Here is a 16,317-nt window from a genome sequence, read left to right on the forward strand (position 1 = left end):
TGTGAGTCTGCAAGCACCTGACTTAATGACGGCGCTCGGCTTCAACGCCGACGATTTGGCGGCGAACCGCGCGGGTTCGCTCAGCACGGGGCAGGCCGCCCGTTTGCGGAAGAACTGGCGGCGGCAGTTGACCGTGAGCATCATCCTCGTGATTGTGCTCATGTTCGTGGCGACGACGCTGCTGTTCCTCGGTCAGCGCAATGACTCCGGCGCGCTGACGTTCGTCGGCATGGCGATCACGGTCATCAACGGGGTAATCGTCGGCGTGGGCGCGCAAAGCTACCTGCGCCTGAGCGGTGATCTGCGCGTGGGCAGCGTGATCGCGACGAGCGGTGTGGTCAAGCGCGTGGTGCGGGTCGCCTCCGGGCGCGCCACCAGCTATGTGATCCGCGTGGGCGACGGCGGTGACGTCAACGTGAGCAAGGTCGTGTTCAATGCTTTCGAGGAAGGCCAGCGCTACACGCTCTATCGCGCCGCCGCGTCGAAGGCACTGCTCTCCGCGGAATCTCTGTAGGATTTGAGCAGCTAGGCCGATCAACTCCGGTGGGTTGATCCGCGATTGACACCCCCCGGCGAATCCACAATAATGAGATTTCCGTAGAGTACATGTAACGAGACGAATGTTAGCGACCCCTCAAATCCAATTGCGACCGATGGAGATCGGCGGCGTGGTGATCGACACGCCGCTCACGCTCGCGCCGATGGCCGGGCAAACCAACGCGGGTTTACGCCGCATGGTGCGCCATTTTGGCGACTGCGGCCTGGTGTGCACCGAACTCCTCAGCAGCGAAGCGATCAGCCGCCGCGTGCCGCGCTCCTACGCCATGTTCGATTGGAAGCCGGACGAAAACCCGTTCGCCGTGCAGTTGTTCGGCGCCGATACGGGCGTCATGGCGGACGCGGCGCAAATGGTCGAACAGGATGGCGCGGCGATGGTCGACATCAACATGGGCTGCTGGGTACCGAAGATCGCCAAGGGTGGCGCGGGCGCGGCGCTCTTACGCGATGTGGTCACGGCGACGCGCGTGGTCGATGCGGTGGTGAAGGCGGTCAAAGTCCCGGTCACGGTGAAGATTCGCGCTGGTTGGGACGAAAACACGCGCACGGCGGTCGAGTTTGCGCGCGCAGCGGAAAGCGTCGGCGTCAAAGCGATTGCCGTGCATGCGCGCCTCGCCGTGCAGGGCTTCACGGGTGAACCGGATTGGAACGTGATCCGGCAGGTGAAAGAGGCGGTCAGCGTCCCGGTGATCGGCAACGGCGACGTGGTCACGCCGCAGGATGCCGCCCGCATGTTCAACGAGACGGGCTGCGACGGCGTGATGATTGGGCGCGGTGCGCTCGGTCGCCCGTGGGTTTTCAAGCAGGTGGCGCACTATCTGCGTACGGGTGAAATGCTGCCCGAACCCACGCCCATCGAACGTATGGAAATGACGCTCATGCATGCGCGCCTGACGCTGGATCATACGCGCTTCCGCGAAGCGGTCGCCGTGCGCGAACTGCGCGGTCAGCTCACCAAGTACCACTTTGGCGTCCCCGGCGCGGCGGCGCTGCGCGAAAAGCTCGTGCACATTAATACCATGGCGGATCTCGAAGCGATTCTGCTCCCCGCGCTGGACGCTCAGCGCGAATGGGAAGCAAAGTAACTGTAGACCTCACCCCCGGCCCCTCTCCGAAAAGAGGAGAGGAGTCAAACACAGTGTACAAGTCTCTTCTCCAAATCTAAGCGGGCGATACTGGATTTTCAGGCTGAATCTGTAGGGGTGAGAGACTTGAGGGGGTTTAAAAAGCATCCCTTAAAGCCTTTTCCATCGTCAGCGGACGCAATGATGTTTAACAACGGGGATATTGGGGGGGGGGGGGGCCCTGTGGGGGGTCGCCCATGAACGGGGGGGCACTACGCCGGACCCCCGTATTCATAAGTTAAACGCATCATTGCGTCCCTACGAAGACGTATTCGGCTGGGCAAGCGCTGTTGGCTCCCCTCCCTGAATTCGGGGAGGGGTCGGCGGACGCGCCGTTGCGCGTCCCTACAAGAACGTATTCGGGATAGGGTCGGGTAACGCAAATGAAAACGGGCGCTCATGTGAGCGCCCGTTTTGCTGCCTTCCCCTCCGGTTGTCGCCTAGTCACCTAGACCGGGGGCGGGATTAAATTCAGAAGCTTCGGCACTCTTGTTCTTGCGGCGGCTCCACGGCGTGCCCACCAGCGGGAGCAGGAAGTAGTCGGCACCGAGGTAACCAGCGGTCTTCCAGGCGAGGATGAGCGTGATGGCGCCGATGAGCAGCAGACCGTTCGTGCTGGCCGACCCCGCCATGATGAAGTTCCAGTTCATGAGCGCGGCGAACACCGCGGCGATCCCGACGAACGCGCCGACGATCAGACCGATACCCACCAGCATTTCACCGAACACGATCAACTTCGCGAACCAGGTATAGGCGCCCGTGTCCAGCATGCCCTGCAGGAAGTCACGATACCAGCCAAACGCGATAGCAGGCTTGCCCGTTTCCGGAATGGCGACCGCATTCGTCCAGTAGCCTTGCAGCGCCGCGCCCGTTTCCATCCACGCCGGGTTGCTGAACTTGCCCAGTCCCGACTGCAGCCAGCTCAGACCGATGAGCACGCGGATGATGGTGAAGACCGGGGCGAGCCGGGTATCGCTGAACAGGAACTTGGCGAACGGCGGGTCTTCGATGATGCGACCGGACTTGCGAATGCTGAGTAGGTTTGTCATTTGAACACCTCGTTGTGTGTGTATTTGTTTTCGTTTGATGTCCTTATGATAGGCCGGGTCGCATTTTCGGTGTAGCAGGTAAAGCCCGCATCTTGTGTCGGGGAAAGTGCGCATTTTGCTGTCAGGGAAAACCTGACAGTTTGAGGCGATCTGCACGTTATAGTGTGTATTTTCACAATGCGCTCACCTCGCCCTCAGCGAGCGGCGCTAGGCTCAGGCACGGTGGTCGTTTATTCGTCAAGCTGCAAGGGAAAAACTGGTCGATGGCAAGCAAAAACCCCGTTCTCACCGTGAGTAAACCGAGTCTCATGCAAACGCTGTTACGCCTGCTGCTGGGCGCCGCGCTGCTGTTCGCGGGCATCAGCCACCTGACCTTTGCGCGCGCGGAATTTCTCGCGCAGGTACCGCCGTGGCTGCCGCTCGACGGCGACTTCGTCGTGGTTGCGTCCGGCATCGTGGAAATCGTGCTCGGCCTCGCCCTGATTTATCCGGGCAAGTATCGCGTGTGGGTCGGCTGGATCGCGGCGGCCTTCTTCGTGGCGGTGTTTCCGGGGAACATCTCGCAGTACGTCAACGGGATCGATGGCTTCGGTCTCAACACCGACGAAGCGCGCCTGACGCGGCTGTTCTTCCAGCCGGTGCTGCTGATCTGGGCGCTCTGGTCGACAGGCGCGTGGCAAGCGTGGTGGGCGCGGCAGACGCAGAAATCGCTGTCGGCGCGGTAAATCAACCTCACCCTGCTTGCTGCGCAAGCCGTCCCTCTCCGTGGGGAGAGGGACACAACCTGCCGTGCCCTTGCCCCTCGCCCTCTGGAGAGGGGCGGTTGAGCGCAGCGAAACGGGGTGAGGTTGTCCTTACTCCAACAAGCCCTTTTCCAACGCCGCCTTGACCAACTGCGCGCGCGTTTGAAAATTGAGCTTCTCCATGCCGCGCGTGCGGTAGGTCTCCACCGTTTTCACGCTTAAAAACAACTCGCTGGCAATCTCCGCGTTGGTGTAGCCTAACGCGACCAAACGCAGCACATCGCGCTCGCGATCGGAGAGCGTCGCCCACGGGTCGGCTTCCGGCGCGGGTTTCGCCGCCTGCTGATCGATCTTTTGCAGCAGTTTCTGCGTCATGGCGGAATGCACGTAAGTTTCGCCGCGGAGCACCGTGCGCAGCGCCGTGATCAGGTCGCTGTCCACGGCTTTCTTGAGGATGTAGCCGGACGCGCCCGTGCGCAGCGCCTCCTGCAGGTAACTCACATCGTCGTGCATGGTGAGAATCAGGATGCGGCTGTCCGGCGCCTCCTTGCGGATCGCGGGCAGGGCGTCCAACCCGTCGAGCTCCGGCATGTTCAGGTCGAGCAGAATGAGGTTGGGCTGTAGTTCACGCGCTTTGGCGATGGCCTCTTTGCCCGTGCCCGCTTCACCCACGACCTTGAAATCCGGCTGGCTTTCGACCAGCAGCCGTAGGCCGGACCGTAAAATGGCGTGATCATCCGCCAGCAGAATTGTCGTGCTGTCGCTCATGCGCTCGTCTCTTTCGCTTCCGTGAGCGGAATCTCGATGAACAAACTGGTGCCTTGCCCCGGTTGGGATTCGATCACGAGTTTACCGTTCAGCAGCGCGACGCGCTCGCGCATACCCTGCAACCCGAGGCTCTTCTGACTGTAGGTGACGGTTTCCGCGTCAAAGCCGACGCCGTTATCTTCGAGGATGACACGCACGGACGCGGAGCGCTGTTCCAGCAGAATGCTGGCGTTCTGCGCTTGGGCGTGCCGCGCGATGTTGGTCAACCCTTCCTGTATCACGCGGTAGAGCGTGGTCTCAATCTCAATGGGTAGGCGTTCCGCGAGGTTGCGAAAGACGAAATCGACCTGAATGGCGTAGCGTGTCTGGTAGTCGCCGATGTAGCGCTGGAGCGCCGCCGCCAGCCCGAGATCGTCGAGCACGCTCGGTCGGAGCTGCCACGCCAGCGCGTGCACTTCGTCGAGCGTGCCGTTGACCGTCTTGCGAATCTCCGCGAGGCGGGCTTTCGCCGTCGCCGGATCGCTCGCTTCTTCCAGATGCCGCAGTCCGACGAGCAGCGAGGTCAGCGACTGACTGGTGCTGTCGTGCAGTTCACGGGCGATGCGTTTGCGCTCATCCTCCTGCGCGGTGATCACCCGGCGGATATAGCTGGCGCGCAGATTTTCACGCTCGGCGCGTTCGCGTTCAGCCTGCGCGAGCGAGCGCGTCATGGCGTTGAACGCTTCGGACAGGTCGCCGATCTCGTCGTTCGCCCAGCGCGGCACCTGCACACTGAAATCCCCTTTGGCGATAGTGCGCGTCGCATCGAGCAAGCTGAGCAGCGGGCGCGTCAAAATCCATGTGAGGAAGAAGGCCGCCACAAACCCGACCGCCACCATCACCAGCGTGAGCGAGATGATCTGCGTCGTCACGACCAGCACAATCTGTTCGATGTTGTCTTCGGCGAGCCCGATGCGGAACTCGCCGCCGCTTTGCGGGAGCGGCATCGTAATATCGATCACGTCGCCCTGCGCGGTTTTGAGATGGCGCACCTGCGGCTCGGAAAACGGTACTGTCGGGCGAATCACCTCCGGGGTGAGCGCGTCGGCATCACTGGCGGCGATCAGATCGCCATTCTCATCGGTGACGAACATGTAATCGACGAGCGTATTGTGCCCGTTGCCGGAATAATGTTCCTGCAGACCCTCCAGCACATCGGTGACCATGTCCGCGTCGCAGCACAACCGCGCGTCATCGACGCGCCCGCCGACGAACTGCGCGAGGTCGATGCCCTGCGCCTGCAGCGCCGCTTCGAGCGTGCCATACAGCGCCTGCCGCATCTGCACCATGACGAACAGCCCGAGCAGCACAATGACGCCTAACACAATGCCCAGCACCTTGACGCGCACACTCGCCGCGCCAACGATGCCCCAAAAACGCTGAAACCAGCGGGACTCCCACACGTTGAATCGATTGCCTCACCATTTTTTGAGATATCCATGATACTAACATAAATGCCCGGGTCACAGCGCGTGCCCTAACTAGTACGAGGATGAGAATGCCTGAAACAAAAGATCAGCTCGCCGCACAACCGTTAGCGGGTTACGCCGCACCGTTGGCTACCGCGCTTTGGCGCTTGCAAGATGCCCGCGCACGGACGCTCAAGGCGCTGCAAACGATAAGCGAAGCGGAGGTTGACTGGTTGGCTCCCGGCCTGCAAAACCGGATTGGCACGCTGCTGTATCACATTGCGGCGATTGAAATTGATTGGCTGCACGAAGAGATCTTGCAGCAGCCGTGGACGGCGGAAATCGAGGCGTTGTTTCCGTACCCGGTGCGCGACGCCGACGGACAATTACATCCGGTGCTCCAGATTCCGTTAAGCGCGCATCTGGAACATTTGGAGCACACCCGCGCGTATTTTCTGAAAAGCCTGCAAGCGGTGACGGAGGCTGATTATCGGCGGTTGCGCCAACTGCCACGCTATGACGTGTCGCCAGAGTGGATTATGCATCATCTGGCACAGCACGAGGCGGAGCATCGCGGGGAAATCCTGACGATTCGCACCTTGTATCAAGCCGCGCTGCGTGAAGTTTGATCCAAGCGTAGAGACAGACGTAGGAGCGAGGCATGGCGGTTGCTCCGCAGCATAGCGTGAAAATGGGTTACAAGTCGGTTTTGGAATTCTGCGGATGCGATAAATCGCGTCCGCTGCTTCTATAAAACGACTTCCACTTATTCTACGTGGCTACTGCCCCTCACCCCTTCTCCCACGCAAGTGGGGAGAAGGGGTGAAAAGCACGTTTGTCCCTCTCACCGTTGACGTGGGAGAGGGACGGCTTGCACAGCAAGCAGGGTGAGGGGTGTGATCAAACGCCTGTTTAGACACCCTCTTTATCGCGTCCCTACGAAAGCAAATTTGGCTTGGCAAACAATGCTGACTCCCCTCTCCTCGTTTCGGAGAGGGGTTGGGGGTGAGGTTGATCTTTAGAACAGCGATTCCAGCCGTTCGATGACCTGTTCGAGCACACCGAACGTCTCTTCGACGGCCTGCGGCGTGGTCATATCGACGCCCGCCACCTTGAGCGCGTCGAGTGGATACAGCGCGTTGCCCGTCGCGAGGAATTCGAGGTACTTCTCCGCCGCGCCCGCATCGCCGTTGAGGATGCGCGCCGCCAGCGCGTGCGCCGCCGAAATCCCGGTCGCGTATTGGAAGGTGTAGTACGGCACGTACAGGTGACCGAACTGCGCCCAGGTGATGCCCACGCGCTCGCGGTCGACGTGGACTTCGTCGCCGTAGCCTTCCGCGAACAGATCGGCCATGAGCGCGCTCAATGCTTCGGCGGTCAGCCCTTCGCCGCGCTCGACGCGCTGATGCACTTCCAGTTCAAAGCGCGAGAGCGTCGGCATGATGAAGAAGTAGCGGTGAATGTTGTTCATCGTCTCGTCGATGAGCGCGAGCTGGAAGTCGCGGTCGGTGTTGGTCTGCAGCAGATGCGCGCGCACCATCGCCTGATTGAAGTTCGACGCGGTTTCCGCCACGAACATCGAGTAATCGGTGTAGGCGAACGGCTGATTCTGCCACGTGTAGTACGAGTGCATCGAATGACCGAGCTCGTGCGCCAGCGTGCTCATCGCGCGCAGATCGCCATTGAAACTCATGTTGATGAACGGATGCGTCCCCTGCCAGCCAAACGAGAACGCGCCTTCCGTCTTGCCCTGATTCGGCTGGAAGTCCACCCAGCGCTGTTCAAGGCAGCCGCGCCGCAGCGTGCTCACGTAATCCTCGCCGAGCGGCGCCATGCCCGCGCAAATCATGTCGACGGCCTGCTGAAAGTCGATCTTCGGGCTGTGCTGCGTGAGCGGTGCCCAGATGTCATACGGGTGCAATTGATCAACGCCGAGCGCCTTCTTACGGGCGCGCCAGTAGCGATGCCACGTCGGGATGTGCTTCTTGTATGTCTCCACCAGGTTGTGGAACACGTTCGTCGGCAGGTTGTACTGGAACAACTGCGCTTCGAGCACACTGTCGAAGCGGCGAGCGCGCATGTAGAACACATCGCGCTTCATCGCACCGGACAAGCCCGCCGCCAGAGCGTTCTTCACGCCGATGAAGCCATCCGCGTAGTTTTCCCACGCTGTGCGCCGCACTTCGCGGTCGGTACTGTAGAGCAGACTGCCCTCGGTGCCGTGGGTGAGCGGCAGTTCCTCGCCGCTGCTGCTGCGCGCCGGTGCGAACTTAAGGTCGGCGTTGATGAGCGCGTCCGGCGAGTTGGCGAACGCGTTGAACGGGTCGCTGATCAGGCCGAGCAGTTCTTCGACTTCCCCCGAGCGCACATGTTCCTGCTGGCGGAACAGGTCGTCGATCATCTGCTGGTAGGCCTGCAAGCGCGGCTCGGTTTGCAGCCATTCGTTGAGCTTGACCTGCCCGATGGTCAGCAGTTCCGGGCTGGCGAAGGCGAACGCCGCCTGCCAGCGCCCCATCATGCCGTAGGCCATATCGGCCATCTCGTTAGCCGCTTGATCCGTCTTGTCGACGGCGTTCTCCATCAGCGCGTAGACGAAGACCTGCCCCACTGCCAGCGCCACATCTTCCGAATAGCTCAGCCAGCTCACCAGCGTGGACGGGCTGTCGCCGAGATGCCCCTTGAAGCGGTCAGCTTCGGCGAGGCGGCTGATGACGCGGTCAAACGCGGCGCGCCACTCATCGGGCGTCGCGAACAGACTTTCCCGGTTGTAACGGTCGTCCGGTGAAATTGCACTGCGGAGAGGTACGGTGCTCATGTGTCTCTTCCCATGTGGCATTTGAAATTTTTAAAACGATAACCGAGATTGAAAAGCCTGTCAACCAGCCGCCCCGGTCCAGCGGACAGCTTGGCACGTTGAGAGGGGCAATCCGCATGTACACTAGAGCAAGGTATACGAGGCGAACACGATCCACCTGCGATCCATGAATATTGGCAGCACCCTCAACGAGACGGGGTTCCCGTTCAGCGTGCCGAGCTTGCGCGCGTTGAGCGAGATGACCTTCGATTCGGAGATTACGTTCTTCGTCGGCGAAAACGGCTCTGGCAAGTCGACGCTGCTCGAAGCGCTCGCCATCGCCGCCGGGTCGATCACGGTGGGCAGCGAGAGCGTCACCAGCGATCAGACGCTCACCGAGGTGCGCCGCTACGCGCGTAGCCTCAAGCTGGTGTGGAATCAGCGCACGAAGAAGGGTTTCTTCATGCGCTCGGAAGACTTCTTCGGCTACGTCAAGCATATGAACGCCGTCAAAGCGGAAATGCTGGCGGATTTGCAGGAAATCGAGAAGGAATACAAGGGGCGCTCGGCGACAGCGAAGGGATTAGCCTCGATGCCCTACGCGCGCGAACTCAGCGACATGCAGCAGCGCTACGGTGCAGGCTTAGACACCTATTCCCACGGCGAAAGCTTCTTCACGCTCTTCCGGTCGCGCTTTGTGCCGAACGGTCTCTACCTGCTCGACGAACCGGAAGCGCCGCTCTCACCCAGCCGCCAGTTGACGCTGCTGGCGCTGCTCAAGCAAATGGTCGATCAGGGCGGGCAGTTCATCATCGCCACGCATTCGCCCATCCTCATGGCCTACCCGAACGCCACTATCTGGAGCTTTGACGACGGCGGTCTGCGCCAGATCCGCTATGAAGACACCGAGCACTACACGATCACGCGCGGCTTTTTGAATCACCCTGAAAACTACCTCAAACACCTGATTGAGTAAGACCGCCAGTTCTAAGGATCGTTTCTATGGAAGCTAACCTTCGCAAAGCCTTATCGTTTTCGATCAGCGATCTTATGTCAAATCGTGCCGGTATACTCACAGATACGCAGAGAAGGGCACTGCGGGCAGAACGCGGCGATGTATTAATCATATACGGATCGTTCATAGCGGTTGTTACGTTAGTTTTGGGTGCTGCACTTTCCACCTTGGGTACTAAACCGTTGGATTTGCCCTATCCCGATATTAGACTCGCCTGTGTCATCGCGTTGATTGCTACAAGCTGCCATCTTTTCTATTTGGTTGGACGGCTCAATACTGATTTACAACGTGGGGTTGTACATGCTATTGAAGGCGTAGTCGCTACCGTCATTCCTTTTGCCGACGGACGACGACACTTTTTGGGGCGCGGTTATGTGCAGGTAAACCGAACAAAATTCTATTGTGCCCGCGATACGCTCCTAGCATTTGAGCGAAACGCCAAATATCGCCTCTACTACGCGCCGCGCTCCAAAGTGATCCTTTCTGCTGAAAAGGTCTAGCATGAGCGCGGATTGGAACAGCGACACGATGGGCGAGTTCGCCTTTGCACTCAAACTCGGCTTTGACGCCGACGATCTGCTGGCGAACCGCTCCGGCAAGTTGACTCCCCGGCAGCGGCATTCTGACACGCCTTAGCGTCTTTCTACTCTTGCCATAAATCGAAAACCGACTTGTACCTATCAGGATTTTTGACATAAGGCTCATAGTAGTTTTGATTTCTCAAGACGGATAACGTCAAAACTTCTTCAGAAGATAGTTGACGCCAGTCGGAACAAACGTCAGCAGGGTTGATGCCTATTCCGACTCTTTCGCCCAGTACGTCTGCGAAATCATGTCGAAGTTCATCATGACTCCTGCCATTTCCGCACCACACAACCGAAGACGGATAAACACTTTCCAAAGAGATGATGGTGTACCACTCACCATCTGCAATTCGTTGTAAAACCTGTTTCAAAGGATTTCATCTGCAATGCCACGAATGGGATATTGCAGAGAATGAAAGATAGCAATCACGATTTCGGGGTGAGTTTGACGGGAAATAAGGGAGTTTTAACTCATTCATGGACCGAACAAGGTACGCGCTCCGCCTTGAGCCGCTGTGGGGTAGATCAATATCGACGTAAAGCTCGCCCGTTTCCTCCAGCCAATCCTTCAATAAAGCTATGTTGTCAAGCGAAAGCAAATGTAAGTAATTCATACGATGCCCTGAACTAAGCGGAAAAGTGCATTTTATACTCTCAGCTCAATTATATGCTCCTGAACGGCAAGCGCTCGTATAATGGAGGCTATAGTCTTCTTAGAGTGACCAGCCTCCATCATGACCCAACAACTCGCTCAACTACTCGATTTCACGCAGCACGACCTGAACGCTAACCGGAGCGGTCGGCTCACCGAACGCCAGCGCGCCCACTTGCAGCTCCGGCGCGACGCCTCCAGCGCCCTCCTGAGCACGGGTGTCGGCGGCTTGATTGTCGTAGCGGCGGTCTGCGTGGGACTGGCGCAGGACATATCCAAACTCCACGTCGAACTGCTGTTCGTGATTCCGATCGCGTTCGTGCTCGCCTATATCATCCAATTATGGGTCAACTTCACCCGCGATCTGTCCGCCCGGCGCGTGGATGCTGTGAGCGGGTGTGCGACGGCTCAGCGGGCGCGCTTGCGCATCGGTCACAGCCGCTTCACGGTCGCTGATGAAACGGTCGCGACGGCCTTTCAGAGCGGCGCAGAGTATCGCGCCTACTATGCGCGGCGTTCCAAAATGCTACTCTCCGCGGAACCCATCTAGAATGTGTCAGCCGATTCGTGTCTGTCATTTTAACCTCCGGCCTCACCCCGTTTCGCTGCGCTCAACTGCCCCTCTCCCATGGGAGAGGGGCAAAGAACCGTCAGGTTCTTGGGGTGAGGCAGTCGTATGACCGTGACCTTTCCGCGCAAGCGCTTGCTGCGCGCGCACGGCAAAAGCGTCGTGTTCGTCAAAAACCCGCTGGAAAGCCCGCAGCATGTGCTCATGAAAGCCTATCTGTGGGCGCTCTATCTGCCCCAGTACCCCGATCTGTACGTTGAAACCAAGATCGGTGACAAGTACAAGCCGGATGTCGTCCAGCTCGCCGCCGACGGTCGCCCGATCTTCTGGGGCGAATCAGGACAGGTGAGCGTCAAGAAGATCGAGTCGCTGGTGCGGCGCTTCCCCGATACGCACTTCGCCATCGCCAAGTGGGAGACGAATCTCAAGCCGGTCGCGGCGATCATCGCCGAGGAACTGGCTGGTCGTCCCCGCGCCGCCCCGTTTGACCTCATCCGCTTCAACGCCGACAGCGCCGCCCGTTTCATCGACGGCGAGGGGAACGTGCGCCTCACCCATGCCGATCTCGAATGGCAGCGATTCCCCTAACCTAATCTGAGTTATGGATAAAGTTAGCGTCAAGCGCTTTGTCTCAAATTAACTTTTTCACCCCCAGCCCCCTCTCCCACGCAAGCAGCGCGAGGAGAAATCTGTCTCCCCTCTCCGAATTCGGGGAGGGGCCGGGGGTGGGGTCGGATGCGAATGGCAGCGTTTTATCTGATCTACCACCTTAGTACTAACAAACGATGTGGCTATCGCACATCTATTCAGAGTACGGTATCCTAAAGAAAGTAAATTCTGTCAAGAGGGTCACAGCCCATGACCAAAACCGCAACGCCTGCTGATTTGTACGAGCGGTACCTCGTCCCGGCGCTGTACGGCCCGGCGGCGCAGGAATTAAAGCGTGTCGCCCAACCGGAATGCGGGGATCGCGTGCTGGATGTTGCCTGTGGCACCGGGGTGATTCCGCGCACGTTTGCCCCCATCGTGGGCCGCTCTGGTGAAGTGACCGGCCTTGATGTGTCGCCGCCGATGCTGGCGGTGGCGCGTTCGATCCCAAGCCCAACGGCGCGGAGATCACGTTTGCTGAAGGCAACGCGCAGGGCATGACGTTTGTGAACGAGTCATTCGACCTCGTCACCTGCCAGCAGGGTTTGCAGTTCATGGGGATAAGCTGCGCGCCATGCGTGAGATGCACCGCATGCTCGTACCCGGTGGCCGCGCGGTCGTCAGCGTGAATCAGGGCTTTGCCCACAACCGCGTGTATGAGCAGTTCAACGCCGTGCTGCAAAAGCTGATGGGTATCCCGGCGCTGGCCTCGACCTTCAGCTTTGGTGACCCGCAGGCGCTCAAGCTGCTGTTCACGCAGGCGGGCTTCCACAATGTCGACGTGAAAAAAGTGACGGTCAACGTGCGCTTCCCCGATGAGCGCGCCTTCATCACCGCCACGATGATGGCGTCGCCGAGCGCGGTGCAGGCGTTTAAGGTGTTAGCGCCGGAAAAGCGCGCGGCTTTGGTCGCACCGCTGTACGACGAAATGCAGAAGATCTTCGCGTTCTACCGTCAGGACGAATATGTCGTCCTGCCCTTGGCGATGAATATCGGCAGCGGCGTCGCGTAAAACCGATCAAACGCAAGCTAGCAGAGGACGTCACTCAGGCGTCCTCTTTGATTCGCCTGCCGGTCGCGTCACGTGCCGTCGTCGCTCCGCCGACGTTTGAGCACTTCCCCGGCATACGGCCGCTCCTCCACAGCATCGGTATCCACTTCCTCATCCGTTTCGATGAACGGGTTGTCATCGCGCAGCCATTCCGCCGAGAGGATCATCTTCGTATTCGGCGCGTAGTAGATGCGATACGGATCGCCGTTTTTGAAGGCGAGGAACGCGCGCTTTTGCACATTGAATTTCCGACCGTCCACCTTCACCCGGTAGCTGGCGCTGTTCTGCGCGGGAGTCGTATCCAGTTCGACACGGCCTTCGGCGACCTGCACTCCCATCTTCAGGTCACGGGTGATGCGCACCGCCGGGAGTGCGCCGACGGCCAGCGCGAAGGCCATGAAGACCAGCATTGCCAGCAGGATCGGTCCCAGACTCGCCGTCGCGCCCACGGTGCCAATCAACAGGAAAAACGCCACCGTCACGCACAGCCCGCCGATCATGACTGCGCCAATGGTGCGGCGGCGGTGCAGCGCAGCCACCTGTGTCTTGCTCAGGCGGCCAGCAGCGTTCATGGCGAGATCATCGTCGGTGAATTTGAGCGCCGCGGCTAACACCTCTTCGTACTTCTTGAGTTTGACCTCTTTAGGCATGCTCACCTCATCTGTCTAGACAATGGCTGGTCATCGAGCGCGCTGATCGCCTGCGCCGCGTCGTCGCCGCGCTCCACAAACGGATCGTCGTCGCGCAGCCATTCGGCGGACAGAATCGTGTGGCTGTGCGGTGTGTAGTAAAGGCGATACGGATCGCCATTCTTGAAGGCGAGGAAACCGTCGTGCTGCACCTTGAATTTGCGCCCGTCCAACCACACAAAATAGTTGCCGCTGCCGTCTTCGGCGGGGCATGGTATCCAGCTCAATGCGCCCTTCGACCGCCTCGACGCTCGCCTGCAAATCGTGGTTCAGCCGCTGGATTGACCGCGTGCCGTTACCTAGCGACTACCATAAACAGGACGATGAAAGCGAGCATGGGCCCGGTGGCGAGGGTCACGGCGACCATGACGAACAGAGCGAGCGCAACCACAAATGCGCACATCAACGTGATCCGCCAGATCTGCCGGGTTTGTCTGCTGCTGGTTTTAGCGCTCTCAGCTTGCCCCACACTCAAGCTTCCGGCGGGTTGACGGTGAGATCGTCTGCGGTGAAATTGAGCGCCGCCATCAACACGTCTTCGTACTTTTTGACTTTGCTGTCGGTCGACATCTTCGCTCCTTACCGTCTACCCGCCTGCCGTTTACCCTCAGGGCCGCTAGAAGATTCTGATGCGATCGCTGACTCGGTGTAGGCATCCATGGGCGGCGCGCGGCGCTCGTCCGCGTCTATGAAGGGGTCATCGTCACGCAGCCAGTCCACTGACAGGATGGTTTGGGAATGTGGCGCGTAGTAGATGCGGTACGGATCACCATTCTTAAACGCGAGGAAAGCGGGCTTTTGACTTTGAATTTTCGATCATCCAGTTTCACAAAATAGGCGGTGCCGTTCTCCGCTGAGCGCACCTCCAGTTCAATGCGCCCTTCAGCGGACTGAACGCCGGCCTGCAAGTCGCTGTTCAACTGCCACGGGGCAACCCGACCAATCCAGAAGACGAGCAGGCTGAACAACAGGGCGAGAAACAGCATCGGGCCGACGGAACGGGGCGCTGTGACCATCATCAGCCCGATAAAGGCGAAGACGATGGCATACAGGCCAGCAATCACGGCCTGCACATTCCGCCGCTGTTGGAAATCCAGCACCTGATGCGGACTGAGGGCTCCGACCTCGTTGGTTGCAAGATCCTCTTCACTGAAAGCGAGGGCCGTCATCAACACATCTTCGTACTTCTTGAGTTTGCTGTCTTTCGGCATGATCCCCCCTACAATGATCATCTATAGATGATACGTTAGGAGCAGACCATGGTTGCATCAAAATACCGTCAAATCCAAGCACAATTTGAAGCGTGGGTCGGGCAGATCCCTGACATCCAGCCGGATCTCATCTACAAAGACATGTTCGGCGGCGTGCTCATCTATACGGCAGGCAAACCGTTCGCCGTGTTCATTGACGATTACGTCGCGCTCAAGCTGCCTGATGAACAGCGCGCGGAAATTCTCAAAGAGGCGGCGGCTAACGACCCCGGCTATAACCCCGACACCCCCGTCAGCAAGAACTATGTCAAGCTGCCGCCGAGCATCGTCAGCGCGGACGAGAAGGTCACCTACTGGATCGAGGACAGCATCCGCTATGTGCAAACGCTGATGCCGAAGAAGAGGAAGAAAAGAAAGAATTGAACCACAGAGAACACAGAGAGCACAGAGGGAGAAGACCAAAAGATCCCTAACCGCAGAGAGCGCAAAGAGCGCAGAGAGAAAGATTTCATTCTTCGCGTTCTCTGCGTCCTCTGCGGTTAACAATGTTTTTGTCTCTACCCTCTGTGTTCTCTGTGCTCTCTGTGGTTAATAGTTTTACGGGGCGGCGAGGGCGTCACGGGTGATGCCCGGCAATTGCAGCGCGACCGCATAGTAGTTGCTGTTGTCTTCGGTGTAGAGCAGACTGGTCGGCAGGGTGCGCCGCGCCGTCCACAGCGACAGAATTGCCTCCCCGTTAACCCAGCGCGCGGGCGCGCCGTTCGCCGCGGCCAGGCCAAAGCCCATCCGCGCCCCGTCCCACTGGCTGATCGGCGCTTGCGGGTTATATGGTCGTGGTTGCACCGAGACCCAACCGCCCGCTGGTTGATAGAGGATCGGCGCGTCGCCGAGCCGCTTGCACATGGTCAGCACGCGGATGAACAACTGCGAATCCCACCCGCTGAACGAATCCGTCCGGTGTGTGAGGCCGTTCACGGTGAGATCAACGCTCTGGAAGACGGGCGCGGCGGTCGGCGAGCCGAACACGGAGTCGATGCTCCAGTTGAAGGTGTAAATCCCTTCGTCGACCGTCAGATAGCGGATGAACTCGCGCAGTTCGGCGTCCGTCACTGCATCATAGAGGACTTCAAAGTGAAAACCGCCCAACTCATTGAGCCACACCACGCGGTTATCCCCGAAGATCGTGCACTGGGGGATATCGTCGAGCGCGCCGAACGCATCTTCGCCGCCGAGCACATCGGCGCGAAAGACGACCGCGTTCGGGCTGCGATCCCAGGTGATGATGGAGGGATCGACGGTGGGAGGGAGATTGGGCGTGGTCGGCGCACCACACGCCGCCAAAGCCAGTGCCAGCAGCACAACGATCAGCCGCAAACGCATACGGGGTCCTTTAGGCTGAAATCAAGTCACGTCTA

Annotated in this window: 21 protein-coding genes; 12 read left to right on the forward strand and 9 right to left on the reverse strand. The window is 59.3% G+C overall.

Going from position 1 to position 16,317, the window contains the following annotated elements; all coding sequences use genetic code 11:
* Position 1: 1 nt before the first annotated feature.
* Positions 2 to 514, forward strand: a complete 513-nt coding sequence (locus IPK17_RS06320; protein WP_343416834.1) for a hypothetical protein — start codon at positions 2 to 4, stop codon at positions 512 to 514.
* 106 nt (positions 515 to 620) lie between these two features.
* Positions 621 to 1,643, forward strand: a complete 1,023-nt coding sequence (gene dusB / locus IPK17_RS06325) for a tRNA dihydrouridine synthase DusB (RefSeq protein ID WP_343416835.1) — start codon at positions 621 to 623, stop codon at positions 1,641 to 1,643.
* 479 nt (positions 1,644 to 2,122) lie between these two features.
* Here the strand turns inward: dusB and IPK17_RS06330 are convergent, their stop codons facing one another.
* A complete protein-coding gene (locus IPK17_RS06330; protein ID WP_343416836.1) occupies positions 2,123 to 2,731 on the reverse strand; it encodes a DoxX family protein in 609 nt (202 codons plus the stop codon).
* Positions 2,732 to 2,994: 263 nt separating this feature from the next.
* Between IPK17_RS06330 and IPK17_RS06335 the strand changes: the two genes are divergently transcribed.
* Positions 2,995 to 3,456: a DoxX family protein gene (locus IPK17_RS06335; RefSeq protein ID WP_343416837.1), complete on the forward strand. Its 462-nt coding sequence runs from the start codon at positions 2,995 to 2,997 to the stop codon at positions 3,454 to 3,456.
* Positions 3,457 to 3,585: 129 nt separating this feature from the next.
* Here IPK17_RS06335 and IPK17_RS06340 read toward each other — a convergent pair whose 3' ends face one another.
* The gene (locus IPK17_RS06340) at positions 3,586 to 4,242 is read right to left on the reverse strand and encodes a response regulator (RefSeq protein WP_343416838.1); all 657 of its coding nucleotides are present in this window, start codon (positions 4,240 to 4,242) and stop codon (positions 3,586 to 3,588) included.
* Complete coding sequence (locus tag IPK17_RS06345) at positions 4,239 to 5,684, reverse strand: HAMP domain-containing sensor histidine kinase (RefSeq protein WP_343416839.1); 1,446 nt, start codon at positions 5,682 to 5,684, stop codon at positions 4,239 to 4,241. The genes IPK17_RS06340 and IPK17_RS06345 overlap by 4 nt, the downstream gene beginning before the upstream one ends.
* A gap of 95 nt (positions 5,685 to 5,779) precedes the next feature.
* Between IPK17_RS06345 and IPK17_RS06350 the strand changes: the two genes are divergently transcribed.
* Positions 5,780 to 6,319, forward strand: a complete 540-nt coding sequence (locus IPK17_RS06350; RefSeq protein WP_343416840.1) for a DinB family protein — start codon at positions 5,780 to 5,782, stop codon at positions 6,317 to 6,319.
* Between the two features lie 389 nt (positions 6,320 to 6,708).
* Here IPK17_RS06350 and pepF read toward each other — a convergent pair whose 3' ends face one another.
* Positions 6,709 to 8,505 (reverse strand): oligoendopeptidase F, encoded by a 1,797-nt coding sequence (gene pepF, locus IPK17_RS06355; protein ID WP_343416841.1) that lies wholly within the window; start codon positions 8,503 to 8,505, stop codon positions 6,709 to 6,711.
* 166 nt (positions 8,506 to 8,671) lie between these two features.
* Between pepF and IPK17_RS06360 the strand changes: the two genes are divergently transcribed.
* From IPK17_RS06360 to IPK17_RS06370, 3 genes are read left to right on the forward strand one after another with little or no spacing between them, the layout of a single operon-like run.
* Complete coding sequence (locus tag IPK17_RS06360; protein ID WP_343416842.1) at positions 8,672 to 9,460, forward strand: AAA family ATPase; 789 nt, start codon at positions 8,672 to 8,674, stop codon at positions 9,458 to 9,460.
* A gap of 26 nt (positions 9,461 to 9,486) precedes the next feature.
* Positions 9,487 to 9,999: a hypothetical protein gene (locus IPK17_RS06365; RefSeq protein WP_343416843.1), complete on the forward strand. Its 513-nt coding sequence runs from the start codon at positions 9,487 to 9,489 to the stop codon at positions 9,997 to 9,999.
* 1 nt (position 10,000) lies between these two features.
* Complete coding sequence (locus IPK17_RS06370; RefSeq protein WP_343416844.1) at positions 10,001 to 10,135, forward strand: hypothetical protein; 135 nt, start codon at positions 10,001 to 10,003, stop codon at positions 10,133 to 10,135.
* A gap of 7 nt (positions 10,136 to 10,142) precedes the next feature.
* Here IPK17_RS06370 and IPK17_RS06375 read toward each other — a convergent pair whose 3' ends face one another.
* Entirely contained in the window at positions 10,143 to 10,454 is a 312-nt protein-coding gene (locus tag IPK17_RS06375) for a hypothetical protein (RefSeq protein ID WP_343416845.1), read from the reverse strand.
* A gap of 363 nt (positions 10,455 to 10,817) precedes the next feature.
* On the opposite strand from IPK17_RS06375, the gene IPK17_RS06380 reads away from it, so the two are divergent.
* The 4 genes from IPK17_RS06380 to IPK17_RS06395 all read left to right on the forward strand — a co-directional run bounded on the left by IPK17_RS06380 (position 10,818) and on the right by IPK17_RS06395 (position 12,963).
* A complete protein-coding gene (locus IPK17_RS06380; RefSeq protein ID WP_343416846.1) occupies positions 10,818 to 11,285 on the forward strand; it encodes a hypothetical protein in 468 nt (155 codons plus the stop codon).
* A gap of 126 nt (positions 11,286 to 11,411) precedes the next feature.
* Positions 11,412 to 11,891 (forward strand): hypothetical protein, encoded by a 480-nt coding sequence (locus IPK17_RS06385; RefSeq protein ID WP_343416847.1) that lies wholly within the window; start codon positions 11,412 to 11,414, stop codon positions 11,889 to 11,891.
* 270 nt (positions 11,892 to 12,161) lie between these two features.
* Positions 12,162 to 12,452, forward strand: a complete 291-nt coding sequence (locus IPK17_RS06390; RefSeq protein WP_343416848.1) for a methyltransferase domain-containing protein — start codon at positions 12,162 to 12,164, stop codon at positions 12,450 to 12,452.
* 73 nt (positions 12,453 to 12,525) lie between these two features.
* Positions 12,526 to 12,963: a class I SAM-dependent methyltransferase gene (locus tag IPK17_RS06395; RefSeq protein ID WP_343416849.1), complete on the forward strand. Its 438-nt coding sequence runs from the start codon at positions 12,526 to 12,528 to the stop codon at positions 12,961 to 12,963.
* A 68-nt stretch (positions 12,964 to 13,031) separates the two neighbouring features.
* On the opposite strand, the gene IPK17_RS06400 is transcribed toward IPK17_RS06395, so the two are convergent.
* From IPK17_RS06400 to IPK17_RS06410, 3 genes are all read right to left on the reverse strand, one after another.
* Entirely contained in the window at positions 13,032 to 13,652 is a 621-nt protein-coding gene (locus IPK17_RS06400; RefSeq protein ID WP_343416850.1) for a hypothetical protein, read from the reverse strand.
* 2 nt (positions 13,653 to 13,654) lie between these two features.
* Complete coding sequence (locus IPK17_RS06405; RefSeq protein WP_343416851.1) at positions 13,655 to 13,918, reverse strand: hypothetical protein; 264 nt, start codon at positions 13,916 to 13,918, stop codon at positions 13,655 to 13,657.
* 459 nt (positions 13,919 to 14,377) lie between these two features.
* Entirely contained in the window at positions 14,378 to 14,902 is a 525-nt protein-coding gene (locus IPK17_RS06410; protein ID WP_343416852.1) for a hypothetical protein, read from the reverse strand.
* Positions 14,903 to 14,950: 48 nt separating this feature from the next.
* On the opposite strand from IPK17_RS06410, the gene IPK17_RS06415 reads away from it, so the two are divergent.
* Positions 14,951 to 15,325, forward strand: coding sequence for a TfoX/Sxy family protein (locus IPK17_RS06415; RefSeq protein ID WP_343416853.1), 375 nt, complete (start codon positions 14,951 to 14,953; stop codon positions 15,323 to 15,325).
* A gap of 174 nt (positions 15,326 to 15,499) precedes the next feature.
* On the opposite strand, the gene IPK17_RS06420 is transcribed toward IPK17_RS06415, so the two are convergent.
* Entirely contained in the window at positions 15,500 to 16,282 is a 783-nt protein-coding gene (locus IPK17_RS06420) for a hypothetical protein (protein ID WP_343416854.1), read from the reverse strand.
* Positions 16,283 to 16,317 lie beyond the last annotated feature (35 nt).

Source organism: Candidatus Flexifilum breve (genome assembly GCF_016713355.1).